The sequence below is a fragment of the Bradyrhizobium sp. SUTN9-2 genome (assembly GCF_003122645.1).
GTDB lineage: Bacteria > Pseudomonadota > Alphaproteobacteria > Rhizobiales > Xanthobacteraceae > Bradyrhizobium > Bradyrhizobium yuanmingense.
Genome location: NZ_LAXE01000001.1, coordinates 4,636,606 through 4,651,316, shown reverse-complemented (window position 1 = coordinate 4,651,316; position 14,711 = coordinate 4,636,606). Strand labels below are relative to the sequence as shown.

The 14,711-nt window shown below is 63.4% G+C and carries 15 protein-coding genes; 9 read left to right on the top strand and 6 right to left on the bottom strand.

Annotated features, from left to right (window positions below; genetic code table 11):
• The 3 genes from XF30_RS21590 to XF30_RS21580 all read left to right on the top strand — a co-directional run.
• Positions 1-369 (top strand): tail fiber domain-containing protein (locus XF30_RS21590; RefSeq protein ID WP_146207807.1); only part of this gene is annotated, 369 nt, incomplete at its 5' end.
• Positions 366-1,283, top strand: a complete 918-nt coding sequence (locus tag XF30_RS21585; RefSeq protein ID WP_109143798.1) for a DUF2950 domain-containing protein — start codon at positions 366-368, stop codon at positions 1,281-1,283. The genes XF30_RS21590 and XF30_RS21585, both read left to right, overlap by 4 nt.
• A 7-nt stretch (positions 1,284-1,290) precedes the next feature.
• Positions 1,291-1,725 (top strand): hypothetical protein, encoded by a 435-nt coding sequence (locus XF30_RS21580; RefSeq protein WP_502696135.1) that lies wholly within the window; start codon positions 1,291-1,293, stop codon positions 1,723-1,725.
• A 22-nt stretch (positions 1,726-1,747) separates the two neighbouring features.
• On the opposite strand, the gene XF30_RS21575 is transcribed toward XF30_RS21580, so the two are convergent.
• Positions 1,748-2,266, bottom strand: coding sequence for a GNAT family N-acetyltransferase (locus XF30_RS21575; RefSeq protein ID WP_109143796.1), 519 nt, complete (start codon positions 2,264-2,266; stop codon positions 1,748-1,750).
• A gap of 154 nt (positions 2,267-2,420) precedes the next feature.
• Here XF30_RS21575 and XF30_RS21570 point away from each other — a divergent pair, with 154 nt between their 5' ends.
• The 4 genes from XF30_RS21570 to fabI are packed head-to-tail and all read left to right on the top strand — an operon-like array spanning position 2,421 to position 7,646.
• A complete protein-coding gene (locus XF30_RS21570) occupies positions 2,421-4,649 on the top strand; it encodes a DUF3141 domain-containing protein (RefSeq protein ID WP_057029173.1) in 2,229 nt (742 codons plus the stop codon).
• Positions 4,650-4,678: 29 nt separating this feature from the next.
• The gene (locus XF30_RS21565; RefSeq protein WP_109143795.1) at positions 4,679-5,641 is read left to right on the top strand and encodes a phosphate acetyltransferase; all 963 of its coding nucleotides are present in this window, start codon (positions 4,679-4,681) and stop codon (positions 5,639-5,641) included.
• Positions 5,642-5,646: 5 nt separating this feature from the next.
• Positions 5,647-6,861: an acetate/propionate family kinase gene (locus XF30_RS21560; protein ID WP_109145805.1), complete on the top strand. Its 1,215-nt coding sequence runs from the start codon at positions 5,647-5,649 to the stop codon at positions 6,859-6,861.
• A complete protein-coding gene (fabI, locus tag XF30_RS21555) occupies positions 6,858-7,646 on the top strand; it encodes an enoyl-ACP reductase FabI (RefSeq protein ID WP_025035483.1) in 789 nt (262 codons plus the stop codon). Before XF30_RS21560 ends, fabI begins: the two co-directional genes overlap by 4 nt.
• Positions 7,647-7,664: 18 nt before the next feature.
• Here fabI and XF30_RS21550 read toward each other — a convergent pair whose 3' ends face one another.
• Both XF30_RS21550 and XF30_RS21545 read right to left on the bottom strand, forming a co-directional pair.
• Complete coding sequence (locus tag XF30_RS21550; RefSeq protein WP_109143794.1) at positions 7,665-8,264, bottom strand: hypothetical protein; 600 nt, start codon at positions 8,262-8,264, stop codon at positions 7,665-7,667.
• Complete coding sequence (locus XF30_RS21545) at positions 8,261-9,187, bottom strand: alpha/beta fold hydrolase (protein ID WP_109143793.1); 927 nt, start codon at positions 9,185-9,187, stop codon at positions 8,261-8,263. Before XF30_RS21545 ends, XF30_RS21550 begins: the two co-directional genes overlap by 4 nt.
• A 133-nt stretch (positions 9,188-9,320) precedes the next feature.
• On the opposite strand from XF30_RS21545, the gene XF30_RS21540 reads away from it, so the two are divergent.
• The gene (locus XF30_RS21540; RefSeq protein ID WP_109143792.1) at positions 9,321-11,828 is read left to right on the top strand and encodes an alpha/beta hydrolase; all 2,508 of its coding nucleotides are present in this window, start codon (positions 9,321-9,323) and stop codon (positions 11,826-11,828) included.
• A gap of 9 nt (positions 11,829-11,837) precedes the next feature.
• The gene (locus tag XF30_RS21535) at positions 11,838-12,722 is read left to right on the top strand and encodes an alpha/beta fold hydrolase (protein WP_109143791.1); all 885 of its coding nucleotides are present in this window, start codon (positions 11,838-11,840) and stop codon (positions 12,720-12,722) included.
• 196 nt (positions 12,723-12,918) lie between these two features.
• Here XF30_RS21535 and XF30_RS21530 read toward each other — a convergent pair whose 3' ends face one another.
• From XF30_RS21530 to XF30_RS21520, 3 genes are read right to left on the bottom strand one after another with little or no spacing between them, the layout of a single operon-like run.
• Positions 12,919-13,377, bottom strand: coding sequence for a MaoC family dehydratase (locus XF30_RS21530; protein WP_036028008.1), 459 nt, complete (start codon positions 13,375-13,377; stop codon positions 12,919-12,921).
• A gap of 11 nt (positions 13,378-13,388) precedes the next feature.
• Complete coding sequence (locus XF30_RS21525; RefSeq protein WP_036028009.1) at positions 13,389-14,039, bottom strand: 3-oxoacid CoA-transferase subunit B; 651 nt, start codon at positions 14,037-14,039, stop codon at positions 13,389-13,391.
• A gap of 4 nt (positions 14,040-14,043) precedes the next feature.
• Positions 14,044-14,691, bottom strand: a complete 648-nt coding sequence (locus XF30_RS21520) for a CoA transferase subunit A (protein WP_035999395.1) — start codon at positions 14,689-14,691, stop codon at positions 14,044-14,046.
• Positions 14,692-14,711 lie beyond the last annotated feature (20 nt).

Here is a 14,711-nt window from a genome sequence, read left to right as displayed (position 1 = left end):
GGTGGCGGCGGACCAAGTTTTGCCGGCCGCGGCGGCGGTGGCGGAATGGCGATGCGCGGCGGCGGCGGAGGCGGCTTCCGTGGCGGTGGCGGCGGCGGCCGGCGCTCGGATATCGCGCTCAAGCATGACATCGTCCTGCTCGGGCACCTTTCGAACGGCCTTGGCTATTATCGCTTCAGCTACGTCGGCAGCGACAAGGCTTATGTCGGCGTGATGGCGCAGGAGGTCGAGCAGGTGATGCCCGCTGCCGTGACCCGCGGCAGCGACGGCTATCTGCGCGTCCATTACGAAAAACTCGGGCTGCCGTTCCGCACCTATCGCGACTGGCTCGCCGGCGGCGCGAAAATTCCTGCGGAGGTGATGCCATGACCGGCATGAAATCGTTTAGCCGTGCGCTGATACCCGGCGTCCTCGCGCTCGCGCTGCTCGGATCCCCCTCTGTCGCGCAGGAATCCTACAAGACACCGGAAGAGGCCGCGTCTGCGCTTGCCGCCGCGGTCAAGAGCGGCCCGAAAGAGATCTTGAAAGTGCTCGGCAGGAATGCGGAGGACATCGTGTCGTCCGGCGACGAGATTGCGGACAACGACATTCGGGCGCGTTTCACTGCGATGTACGACGCCAAGCACGGCATCAAGGCGGAGGGCAACAAGACCGCCACCTTGATGCTCGGGCCGGACGATTTTCCGTTTCCAATTCCGCTGGTCAACACCAGGACGGGTTGGGCGTTCGACACCGACGAGGGACGCATTGAGGTGCTGCGCCGTCGCATCGGCCGCAACGAGCTCGACGCGATCCAGACCGCGCTCGCCTTCGTCGACGCGCAAAACGAATATGCGGAAAAGGACCGCGGCGAGGGCGTCGGCGTCTACGCGCAGCGCATCTCCTCCTCGCCCGGCAAGAAGGACGGCCTGTTCTGGCGCGACGACAGCGACCCGAGCCCGCTCGGCGCGCTCGCGGCCGAAGCAACGAAGGAGGGCTATCGCGGCGGTGATGTCGGGCCGACGCCCTATCACGGCTATTACTTCCGGATTCTCAAAGCGCAGGGGCGGGATGCGCGCGGCGGTGCGCTCAACTACGTCGTCAAGGACAAGATGATCGGCGGCTTCGCCCTGATCGCCTGGCCCGCGGAATACGGCAATTCGGGCGTCATGACCTTCCTGGTCAATCATGACGGCGTCGTCTACCAGAAGGATCTCGGCAAGCGCACCGAGTTCATCGCCCAGCGCACCACGTTGTTCAATCCCGATGAAACCTGGAAGAAAGTCGATGCCGCAAAACCCTGAGCCGCGCATGCGCGCATTTCGCCTGGTCGCGCTGCTCCTGCTCGCGCTCGGGCTGACCCTGCCGGCGGCGCCGTCCTTCGCGCAGGCCACCGGTCAGGTCAGAGTGAAGATCGTCAAGGCGGGCCTCCTGGCCGGCGGTGGCGCCGGCAGCGGCGTGTTGACGTACCGGGGCAAGACCTATCCCTTCAGCGTCAGCGGCGTGAGCTTGGGCATCACGGTCGGTGCAAGTGTCGGTCGCCTCGACGGCTGGGCATCCGGCATCCGGGAGGTCAGTGACTTCGCCGGCAACTACAGCTCCGTCGGCGGCGGCTTTGCGCTGGTCGGCGGCGCCAATGGTGTGCACCTCCGCAACGAAAAGGGCGTCACGATGGTGCTGCAAGGCCCGAAGGCGGGGCTCGAGCTGGCGGCCAACATCAGTCGGATCACGATCGCTTTGAGGTGAGGCTCAGTCCGGGCGCGCGGGATCAAAGCGTGAGCGACAGCCGCACCGTTCTCGGATCGTCGCTCCGCGCAGGCTTGAAGCCCGCCTTCGCGAACACGCTGCGCATGGGCATGTTGTCGGACAGAACCTCGGCTGTGAGCTCTCTTACGCCTTGTTCGCGCGCGATCTCTGTCAGGTGCCTCAGCAATAAGGAGCCCACCCCGCGACCTTGCCAGGCATCCACCACGACGAAGGCCATCTCGGCCCGACCGGGCTCGACGATGACGTACCGGCCGCCGCCGATAATGGCGTATCGACCCTGTTCCTCGGCGAGAGCGGCCAGCGCAACGTGATTGCTGAAATCCACGTCCATGAAGAAGGCACGCTCCTTCTCCGAGAAATGCCGTTTCAAAACGAAGAACCGGTTCTGCAGCGACTGCGGTCCGGTACGCGCGACGGCGGCGAGCATGTCCGCCTCGTCGCTGGCGCGAAGCGCGCGGACCTGGATCGGGGTGCTGTCCTTCAGCACGGTTTGCACGCTGTAAGTTGCAGCTTGGGACATTGCCGATGTCGCTCTTTCAAAACCGCCCGGCCGGGTCTCATGCCCTATAATGCAGGATAGACGCCTCCGAAGCGTGCAGATCATCTTGACCTAGATCAACGTTCGTCCTCGCTCCAAGCCGTCAATTGGCCGAGGCGACGGAGAGGTCGAGAACATGTCCATGCACAAGATGCAAATTCCGGGCGGTCCCATGTCGGGGCTGGTCGCCTCGGCAGTCGAATACCTCGTCGATGCGGGACAGCGCAGTATCCTGTTCCTGGATATCATGCGCCGGCGCGGGGACCAGTACAGGGAGCACCTCGCGCAAACCGCCCCGCATGTTCTGCAATATGCGGCGGAGTTGATCATCGACGGGCGCCAGCTCGCCGAACCCGTCAATTACGCGCTGGTGCGCATCGTTCCGCCCGCCAACGTCGAGATCGACATGAACCGGCGGCCGTTCGTCGTGGTCGATCCGCGTGCGGGCCACGGCCCCGGCATCGGCGGCTTCAAGGCCGACAGCGAGATCGGGGTGGCGATGAAAGCAGGCCATCCCTGCTACTTCATCGGATTCCTGCCGGACCCGATGCCCGGTCAGACCATCGAGCGCATCGCGCGTGCCGAAGCCATCTTCATCGAAAAGGTCATGAGCCTTCACCCGGATGCCGACGGCAAGCCCTGCGTGATCGGCAATTGTCAGGCCGGATGGGCCGTCATGATCCTGGCCTCGCTACGTCCCGAGCTATTCGGCCCGCTGATCATCGCCGGCGCGCCGCTGGCCTATTGGGCCGGCGTGCATGGAAAATATCCAATGCGCTACTCGGGCGGGCTGTTGGGCGGAAGCTGGTTGACGGCCCTGACCTCCGATCTCGGCGCCGGCAAGTTCGATGGTGCTTGGCTGGTGCAGAACTTCGAGAACCAGAACCCGTCGAATACGCTCTGGACCAAGCAATACAACGTCTATTCCAAGGTCGACACCGAGGCGGATCGTTACCTCGAATTCGAGCGTTGGTGGGGCGGCCACGTCAACCTGAACGCCGAGGAGATCCAATTCATCGTCGATGAGCTGTTCGTCGGCAACAACCTCGCGGCCGGCAACATCGAAATGTCCGATGGCCGGAAGGTCGACCTTCGCAACATCAGATCCCCGATCGTGGTGTTCTGCTCGGAGGGCGACAACATCACGCCGCCGCAGCAGGCGCTGCATTGGATCCTCGATTGCTATGCCGATGTCGATGAGATCAGGGCCTATGGCCAGACCATCGTCTACACCGTGCACCAGAACATCGGCCATCTCGGCATCTTCGTCTCCGGCGGCGTCGCCAAGAAGGAGCACGCGGAATTTTCCAGCAACATCGACCTCATCGACGTTCTGCCGCCCGGACTCTATGAAGCGACGTTCGAGGCGAAGGATGAGGAAACCGCAAGTTCGGATCTGGTCGTCGGCCAGTGGGTGATGCGTTGCGAAGCGCGGACGCTCGACGACATCCGCGCCATGGGCGGCAATTCGCCTGAGGACGAGCGACGCTTTGCCACCGCCAAACGAATCTCGGAAATCAACCTGGCGGCCTATCGAAAATTCGTCCAGCCATGGCTCAAGCGCATGGTGACGCCACAGATGGCCGAATGGGCTCACAACATGCATCCGCTGCGGCTGCAATACGAGCTGTTCAGCAGCCAGAATCCTTTCATGGCGACGGTGAAATCATTGGCCGAGAAGGCCGCCGAGAAGCGCAAGCCGGTCGCTGCGGACAATCCGTTCCTGGCGTTCCAGGAGCAGATCTCGAAGCAGGTCGTTCACGCCCTCGACAGCTGGCGCGATTCACAGGAGGCGCTCAGCGAAGCGATGTTCCTCAGCGTCTACGGATCCCCGGCGCTCCAGGCGGCGGTCGGGATCGATCCGACGTCCACGCCGTCGCGTCGGCGTGAGATGTCCGCCGAGCATCGCACCATGCTCGAGAAGCGCATTGCCGAGCTGAAGTCGCGGATCGGTGAGGGCGGCCTCCGTGAAGCGGCGTTACGCGCTTTGCTCTATGTCGGCTCGGCACGGGGGATGGTGGACGAACGCAGCATCGAGGCTCTGCGCCGGGTCCGCCGGGATCATGGCGGCGCACGCATGTCTCTTGCCGAGTTCAAGATGCTGGTACGCGAGCAGTTCTTCATGCTGCTGCTCGACCGGGAAGGGGCGCTCGCTGCAATCCCGAAATTGCTGCCTGACGACATGAACGTTCGCCGCGCAGCATTCGAGGCGATCGAGCAGGTGCTGTCGGCCAGTGCGGATGTCACCGGCGAGCGCGCCAACCGGCTGCGGCAGATCGCCGGCCTGTTTGGCCTCGACACCGCGGAAGGTGCCGAAAGGGCGTCGAACGTTGCCCCTTTCGATCCCAAGGCGAAGGCGTCGTAACGCGAGTTGCAAGGATCGGGAGCGACATCATGTCAGCAGATGCGACGGCCACGCAGTCTCCCAGCAAGTATGATCGCCTGATCGCGGCGGCCAGGGCAATCCCGCCGACGCCGACCGTCGTGGTGCATCCCTGCGATGAGACATCCTTGCGCGGCGCCGTCGACAGCGCGTCTGCCGGCATCATCCGGCCGCTCCTGGTCGGACCGGAGCGCAAGATCAACGATACGGCTGCCACGTTCGGCCTGGACATCTCGGGTTATGAGATCGTGGATGCCGCGCACAGCGACGAAGCCGCGGCGAGGGGTGTCGAATTGATCCATGCCGCGCGCGGCGAACTGCTCATGAAGGGCAGCCTTCACACCGACGAGCTGATGCGAGCCGTCACGGCCAAAGTCGGGGGATTGCGCACCGATCGGCGCATCAGCCACGTTTTCGTCATGGATGTGCCGGCCTACGCCGAGACGATCTTCGTCACTGACGCCGCAATCAACATCTTCCCCGATCTGGACGCCAAGCGGGACATCATTCAGAACGCGATCGATCTCTACAATCAGGCGGGCTTCGGCAAGTCGCCGCGGGTGGCCATCCTTTCCGCGGTCGAAACCGTCACATCGAAGATTCCATCCACGATCGAGGCCGCGGCGCTCTGCAAAATGGCGGATCGCGGCCAGATCACGGGCGGCGTGATCGACGGGCCGCTGGCGTTCGACAACGCGATCGACCTCGAATCCGCGCGGATCAAGGGCATCAAGTCCGAGGTGGCCGGCCGTGCTCAGATCCTGGTCGTGCCCGATCTCGAAGCGGGCAACATGCTGGCCAAGAACCTCGCCTATTTCGCCAAGGCCGATGGCGCCGGCATTGTGCTCGGCGCGCGCGTCCCCGTCGTCCTGACCTCGCGTGCGGACAGCCCAAGAGCGCGGATGGCGTCCTGCGCAGTTGCTGCACTTTATGCTCACGCGCGGCGCCAGAAGGCGCCGACAGTCGCGGCGTGACCGCCATGGACAGCATCCTCGTCGTCAATGCCGGCTCATCGAGCGTCAAGTTCCAGGTCTTTGCGGTCGAGGGTGAGGGCGTTCTGCGCCGCCTGATCAAGGGGCAGGTGGACGGCATCGGCAGCCGTCCGCGCTTGCGGGCGAGCAGGGCAGGCAATGATCCCATGGCGGACCGGGCCTATCCGATCGAGGCCATTCCGGACGTGCCGGCGGCGATGCAAGTCGCGGGGGAATGGCTGCGGAACGAGGCGCGCATCCATCCATTGGCGGTCGGGCATCGCGTCGTCCATGGCGGGCCGGATCATGAGCGGCCAATTCTTGTCGATCATGGCGTGGTGGCACGTCTGGAACGCTTCGTCACGTTGGCGCCGCTGCATCAGCCGCACAATCTGGCGCCGATCCGCTCGATCCTGGCCAATTTCCCGACGATCCCGCAGGTCGCGTGCTTCGACACCGCGTTCCACCGCACGCACGGTCCGCTGGCCGATCATTACGCCATCCCCTACCAGCTTCACGCCGAAGGTGTGCGACGCTACGGCTTTCACGGGCTCTCCTATGAGTACATCTCCAGGACCTTGCCCCAGATTGCGCCAGAGGTCGCAAAGCGCCGGGTGATTGTCGCCCATCTCGGCAGTGGCGCGTCGATGTGCGCGATGAAGAATGGGCTGAGCGTCGAGAGCACGATGGGATTCACCGCGCTCGATGGGCTGCCGATGGGCACGCGCCCGGGCCAGCTCGATCCGGGCGTCGTGCTGTACCTATTGTCCGAGAAGGGGATGACGCCGTCGAAGGTGCAGGATTTTCTCTATCGCGATTGCGGATTGAAGGGGCTTTCCGGGCTCAGCAACGACATGCGCGAGCTGGAGGCGAGCACGGATCCGCAAGCGAAGCTGGCGGTGGACTATTTCGTCTATCGCATCGGCCTCAACGCCGGAATGCTGGCGGCGGCGTTGCAGGGGATCGATGCCTTCGTCTTCACCGCCGGCATCGGCGAGAACTCGAGCGGCATCCGCGCGCGTGTGGCGGAGCAGCTCGGCTGGCTTGGCGTGGCACTCGACCCGGCCGAGAACACGCGCCATTCGCGGCTGATATCGGCAAAGACGAGTCTCGTTCCGGTCTACGTCGTCCCGACGGACGAGGAGCTCATGATTGCGCAGCACACGCTGACGCTGTTGATGAACGGCCAATCGCCCAACCCGAGACAAGAGAGGGTGTCATGATTCCAGTATTTCCGGACAGCAAGGTCGCACTAAAGGGGAAGAAGGGCCTCGTCGTCGGCATCGCCAACGACCAATCGATCGCCTGGGGCTGCGCCAGGGCGTTTCGCGCGCTCGGAGCCGATCTCGCCGTCACCTATCTGAACGACCGCGCCAAGAAGCACGTCGAGCCGTTGGCGCAGGCCCTCGAAGCGCCGATCTTCCTGCCGCTCGACGTCATGGTCGAAGGCCAGACTGAAGCGGTATTCGAGCGGATCAAGTCGGAGTGGGGGCAGCTCGATTTCCTGCTTCATTCCATCGCCTTTTCGCCGAAGGAAGCATTGCACGGCCGCGTCGTCGACGTCGGCCGCGACGGCTTTCTGAAGACCATGGACGTCTCCTGCTGGTCGTTCCTGCGGATGGCACATCTAGCCGAACCCCTGATGAAGAACGGCGGCACGATGTTCACCATGACCTATTACGGCAGCCAGATGGTGGTGGAGAACTATAACATCATGGGCGTTGCCAAGGCGGCGCTCGAAGCCGCGGTCCGCTATGCCGCTGCCGAGCTCGGTCCGAAGGGCATCCGCGTGCACGCGATCTCGCCAGGGCCGCTCGCCACCCGCGCGGCCTCGGGCATTCCGGAGTTCGATGAGCTAATGGACAAGGCGCAATCCAAGGCGCCCTCGCGCAGCCTCGTCAGCATCGACGATGTCGGCAACGCCACCGCGTTCCTGGCGCTCGACGGCGCCAAGCTGATCACCGGTGGCGTGCTCTATATCGACGGCGGCTATCACATCATCGATTGAGCGCGCAATCGCGCGTTGTCATGCCGGCGGTACGCCGATGCCGATGCACTCGAGTAATTCGCGCCAGAGCTTGCGGACTCCGGCGTGACGCTGCGCGAGCGCCGCACTGACCGCGTCGCGATGCGGCGCAAGATCTGTGCTCTTCAGAAACAGAATCTGGGCCTGCAACAGCCGGCCACTCTCGAATTCGATCCGGCGTAGCGCCATAACAAAAGGATCCTGCGCATTGGCCTCGATCGGTAGGATCGCAGCCGGCCGTATGCCGGCATGCACGGCGTGGGCAAGCGCTGCGAGGTGAATCATTTGGGCAAGGCGAGGGTCTGCGATCCCTTCGACCGGTGCAGGCAGCCAGGCGGACTCCCAGGAGGCGAGCATGTAACCCAGGGAAGGATCCAGCACCCAGGACGTGGCGCGCAGCAGCAGCGAGACGATCTCGGTCTCGCGATAAAATTGAGCATTCAATTCGGTCTGCCATGCCGCGTCGAGCCTCGCGGGCAGCATGAAAGCGAATTGCCGAGCCAGGGCGCCGTGCGCCGAAATCAGGAATGCTGCGACCTTCGTCTGCTGGTTCGGTGGAATGCGACCGTCCGGCGCGACGGGACCGAGGAAGCCGCTCATGGCAGCGCTCGCTTGACCGGGATGGCACGCAGATGATCGTAGCCGGCAGGAAACGGCGTGAGCTCGCCGCCGGGCTGGTCCGGCGCCACCCAGACGGCTTGATTGCCCTGCCAGCGGCCGGCCAGCACGTCTTCGGCAAAGCGCGCCAGCAGATCGGCGGTCAGTGCCCCTTTCTCCAGCGTGAAGGCGTGATAGGCCCTGGGGATGATCACCAATGAGCTGTTCTCAATCTCGACACGCAATGTTTCGTGGAGAGCCCGCGGCGTCAGGAAATCGAACTCGCCGTTGAGAATCATGGTCGGAACGGCGATCGCGGACAGGCGCGGCGTGAGCGGCTGGAAGTCGAGGAAAGATTCCATCAGGTTTTGCAGCGCGTAGACGTCGTTGACCAGCCAACCTTGCCGCTTCACGCTCTCGAGCTTGTCCAGCAGTGGCTTCAGCCATTGGTCCGAGAGGTTCATGGGCAACAGGAGATCCTGGAGGTAACTCGTGCCACCGAGGATCAGGCCGGTCCGCAGCGCATTGCCAAGCAGCAAGAGTTGCGGCGACAGCTCCGCAAAGCAGCTCATCGGCACCAGCCCGGCCAGCCGCTTGCCATGCTCGATCGCATATCGCAGCGCGATCAGGCCGCCAAAGCTGATCCCGCTCAGAAAGACCGGACCGTCTCCCAGTTCGTCGATCAGGAGGCGCAAGGCAGCGACCTGATCGTCCTGGCTGATGAAGAGCCTCGGCTTGTCGGAGGCGCCCTGGCCGAGCAGATCGAAGGTCGCAACGCGAAAGCCTCGCGCCGATAGGGCCTCGCGATACGTGACCCACAGCTCGGAATATTGCGTCAGCCCGTTCACGAGAACATAGGCCGGTGCGCCCGTCGGACCGTCGAGCTCATAGCGGATCCGATATGAGCCGTGGTTGAGGAAGGGCATCGCGAGGGTACTGCCGGTGTTTTGATGCCCGCGATCCTCGATCTCCGCGAGTGGAATTCCATTGAGCTAGATCAAACCTTCCCCGGCCGCCCTGCCTAGCGTTTCAGGAAAATCTTCCAGGGAGGATCGCATCATGGCCGGACGAGATGCGTTGAAGTGTTGCCTGTTGAGCCTGATCGTGCTGCTGCTCGGAACGGCGATCGCAACCGCACAGCCGTTCACGCGCCGCTCGTCGCAGGTGCAGCATGACGGGCTCAAGAAGACCTACGAGATCGCCAACTTCCGCCTTGGCGGCAAGTACGACCTGTCCGATCCCTCCAAATGGGAGAACGGCGGCGAGGGCGGCGTCACGCTGGAATCGCTCGGGGCCGGCAAGCTGCGCACGGCATACATTGCTGTCGGCAACGCAAGGCGCAACGCGGCCGGCGAGATCACCAATGCCATCGTGATCAATTCCTATTATTCCGGCGATTCCACCGACATGTACGAACAGTGGGTCAAGGGTGCGGCGTTGTCGGGTGGCGTACCCATCATTGGTCCGGGCCGGCCGATCGATACGGATCGTTACTATGTCATCATGGTCGATCCGCTCGGCACTTGGGGCGCGAGCAAGCCATCCGACGGCCTAGGCATCAAGTTTCCGCAATACAGCTACTACGACATGGTGCAGGCGAACTACCGCCTGCTGCGCGACGAGCTGAAGGTCGCGCGCGTCGCGCTGGTGACCGGCGTCTCCATGGGTGGCACGCAGACCTACGTCTGGGGCGTGATGCATCCGGAATATGTCAGCGCCCTGATGCCGATCGGCGGCACCACGCAATCGGATGGCGACGACCCGGTCGGCAACTGGACTTTCCAGATGATGACAGCCGCGATCCAGGGCGATCCGGTCTGGCAGGCGACCGAGGGCGACTATTACAAGCTCCCGAAGGAAAAGCATCCGGTGCCGGGCGTGGCCTTCGGCTGGTCGATCCTTGGCATGACGGGTTATGACTTTTCCTTCCGCACGACCCAGAACTGGGCGGCGGTACAGCCCGAGATTTTCTATTGGGATCCGCCGAACGAGAAGGCCGGCCTCAACGTCATTAATCGCGCCAAGCTCTACGACGCCGTCGATCTCGTCTGGCGCAATCGGGTCGGCGAGACCCATAACGTCAATCCCTATCTCGGTCGCATTCAGGCTCGCACGCTGGTGATGCACATCACCAACGACCTCTGGCTCAACTTCAAGCTGGCGCAGAAGGCTGTCGATCGCGTGCCCGGCGCTGATCTTATCGCACAGGAGAGCCCCGTCGCGCACTACGGCGTGTTCCCGATCATCAACCAGCGCAAGAACGATCCGAAGTTCGTCGCCTTCATGGATGACGTGGCGGCCCTCGATCGCGCCCAGAAATTCGTCGACAAGAATTACCGCGTGCCCGGCGTCGCCCAGACGATTGATCCCAAGAAGTCGTTCTGGAAAGCCTACGTGACCTATCCCTATCCGGTCAAATTCGGCAGTGCCAAGGACAAGAGCGGCAACTCCTGGGAAATCGGCTACATGGACGAGTATGCCGGCACCGACAAGGATCCGAAGGTGCTCGTCATCATCCACGGCAAGGGCGCGTTCGGCGGCCATTACGGCAACATCATGCAGTATGCGCTGCGCAGCGGCCTGCGCGTGATCGTGCCGGACCTACCGCATTACGGCATGTCGGGGCCCGGCAATCTCGACAAGAATCCCGCTCGCACCATGCAGGACATGCGCGAGGTGATCTACGACCTCGTGGTCAACCAGCTCGGAGTCAAGAAGGCGTACTATCTCGGCCACTCGCTCGGCGGCCAGTTCGTCGTGGGCTACGCCCTGACCTGGCCTGATGCGGTGCAGGGCCTCGCCTTGGAGGCGCCGTCCGGCCTCGAGGAATATCCGCGCGAGATCACCATTGCCAAGGACAAGAAGGCGCCTCTGTTCGCCGACGGTCTCGGCCGAGACTTCGACAAGTGGAAGCAGGTCTGGGACCAGACCGGTATTCTCGCTGCGGAAAAGGCGCGGAGCGAGCAGAACGTCCGCGACTTCTTCTACTTCAAGAAACGTGATCCGGACACCGGCGTGGTATCGGCTGCGAAGAGCGGATACTTCTTCAACGACAGCGAATATGCCCGTTTCCATACCGAGCAACGCGCCGGGCTTACCAAGGGCAACCCGAAGGAGCTCGATCAGTGGTGCAACGTCTTCATCTTCGACATCTACACGATCGGTGCTGAGCTCCAGCAGGATGACCCGAAGAACCTCTATGAGCGGGTCACCCAGATCAAAGCGCCGATCTTCCTGGCGTTCGGCGACAAGGAGCCGTTCATTCCGACGCCTGCGTTCAACGGCCTGACGGACCTCGGCCGCGACGTCGTCACGCCGTTCATGACGCGTATGACCAATGCCGGCAACCGGCCGATGCTCAAGATCTATCTGGAGACCGGACACTTCATCCACACCGACAATCCAGTGGAATACGCTGCCGATGTCGTGGATTTCGTGACCAACGGGGAGGTGGACACATCATCGCCGCTCGGAACCGATCGCATGATCAAGGGCGCCGTCGTCTCTGCCTTGCCAGTGGCGCCGACACCGCCTGGAGCGGCTCCGACGGCTGGCCTCAACAAGTAGGGCCCGGCGATGCCAAGGGTGCAGGCGGGCGAACTCCGACTCGGCTGGCGGGAGTGGGGAGGAGGCGACGTCACCGTCGTCTTCATCCACGGAAATCTCGCCAGCAAGGACTGGATCGAGCTCGCCGCGCCATTGTTTCCGATCGGGCTCCGTGTGGTTGCAATCGATTGGCGCGGCTGTGGCGACAGCGACCGGCCGAAGCCGTCGGCCGACTATTCCAACTACTCCATGCGGCAGCACGCCGAGGACATGCTGGCGGCGCTCGATACGCTCGGGATCGGCTATTGCCATCTCGCGACACATTCCACCGGCGGCATCATCGCCGCCAGAATGCTGCTCGAGCAGCCGCAGCGCTTCGGCCGTGTGTTCGCGCTCGATCCGGTAACGCCGCTCGGCATGGCCTTCGATGCCGATCAGATCGGATTATTCAGGGCCATGATGTCGAGCAAGGAGCTGACGCGGTCCGTGATGGCTACAGCCGCTTCTTCGCTGTTCGTCCCGGAGAGCATGGGGCCGAACATGGTCCCTCGCTTTCGCGAGGGGCTGGGAGAGATCCAGACGCTGTTCGATCGGATCATTGAGCAGACCTTCGGCGTATCGGAGGGGATCTGGATCGGCACGCCGGTGAACCTGACGCGGGAGAAGGAGAGCCGTGAGCTGGAGCGCCGTATGTCCGAGATCCGGCATCCGCACCTCGTGTTGTGGGGCGAGCGGGACGGTTGGATCGCGCCGGCCGATCTCCGTGCCATGGCCGAAGCGATGCCGGATTGCCGGCTGGTCATCGTGCCAGGCGTAGGGCATTCGATGAACCTCGAATCGCCGGCACTTTATGCAGGCTATTTCGGCGCTTGGTTCGGAGGACGTGCCGCGTCACCATCCACGGCGCCAAGCTGATCCCCGGCGGGGCCTCGACGTCGACGGCGGCCACCACATCGTCGATTGACGCGCTGAGCAGTCCGGGACCCATGATCGATGGTGACATATTGCCAGTGTTTTGCCCGACGGAGCAACCGGTTCCGGGCGAACAGGAAACATCCGTCAAATCAGCCCCATGTCTACTGTGCATGGGGTTGTTTTTCGACTCTTTGATTCAGCGATAGTGAAGCGCGATCAATTCGGCCACGCAGGCCGGCTTCTTGCCGCCCTCGATCTCGATCACGAGGTGGTAGTTGACGCGCAGCCCGTCCGGCGGCACGTCCTCTGCTTCCGCGATCGTGACCCGGCCGCGTAACTTCGAGCCCGCCGGAACCGGCGCGAGATATCGGATGCGGTCAGCACCGTAATTCAGCGTGTTGCGCAGCCCCTTCAGGCCGATGACCGAGCGGATGAACAGCGGGGCAAGGGCAAGCGAGAGCAGGCCATGGGCGATAGTCTTGCCGCCCGGCATCTCCTGCTTGGCGCGCTCCTGGTCGACATGGATCCACTGCTCGTCGCAGGTCGCCTCGGCGAACTGGTTGATGCGGTCCTGCGTGATCTCGATCCAGTCGCTGGCGCCTATCTCGGTGCCGATTGCGGATTTGATCTCGTTGAAGTCGCTGAATATTCGCATGGTTGACCTGTTCAGAGCTTCATTTCCGGAACATTGTCGGGAATGGCGAGCTCGGCCTCCGTCAAGGCCATGACCTCGCCGATGCTCATGCCGGGTGCTGTTTCCAGCAGCGTCGCCTTGCCATCGGGAAAACCGATCACGGCCATGTCGGTCACGACAAGGTTGACAGGGCGTGCCGAGGTCAGCGGCAGCGAGCATTTCACCACGATCTTCGACTTGCCCTTGGCCGCGTGCTGCATGGCGACGATCACGCGCTTGGCGCCGGTGACGAGGTCCATTGCGCCGCCCATGCCCGGGACCATCTTGCCCGGGATCATCCAGTTCGCGAGATGGCCATGCGCATCGACCTGGAGACCGCCGAGCACGGTGACATCGACGTGGCCGCCGCGGATCAGGCCGAACGACATCGCGCTGTCGAAGGTGGAGGCGCCCGGCAGCGCGCTGATCGGGCGTCCGCCGGCATCGGTGAGCGTCGGATGCGCCATGCCCTGCTCGGGAATCGGCCCGGTGCCGATCAATCCGTTCTCGGACTGGAAGAAGACCTTCAGGTCCGACGGCACATAATTGGCGACCAGGGTCGGAATGCCGATGCCGAGATTGACGAGATTACCGCTCCTCAGCTCCTTGGCGACACGCCGGGCGATGATGATCTGGGGATCCATGATGTCACCCGTTGGTGATGAGATAGTCGACGAGCGGCGCGGGGGTGACGACGTGATCGGGCGCGATCACGCCGACCGGGACGATATGCTCCGCCGTCACGATGACGGTGTCGGCTGCCATCGCCATGACCGGGTTGAAGTTGCGCGAGGTGAGGGCGTAGGCGAGGTTGCCGAGGTAGTCGGCGAGGAAGGCGTGCACCAATGCGAATTGCGCCCGCAGCGCCGTTTCCAGCAGGAACGGCTTGCCGTCGACTTCGATCTGGCGCTTGCCTTCGGCCACCAGCGTTCCGACCCCGGTCGGCGTCAGCACCCCGCCGAGACCGCACCCGCCGGCGCGGATGCGTTCGACGAAGGTGCCTTGCGGCACGAGATCGACCGCGATCTGGTTCGCCAGCATCTGCTGCTGCGCCTTCGGATTGAGACCGATATGCGTTGCCGTCAGCTTCGACACCAGTGCCTGATCGAACAGCTTGCCGACGCCCTTGCCCGGCGTGGCCGCGTCGTTCGAGATCAAGGTCAGGCCTGTCTTCCTCTGACGCACGACTTCGTCGAGCAGCCGCTCCGGCGTTCCAACTCCCATGAAGCCGCCAACCATGACGCTGGCGCCCGCCGGGATCATCGCAACGGCTTCTTCGACGGAAACAGCCTTCATGATCGAAACTCCCGGTCGCC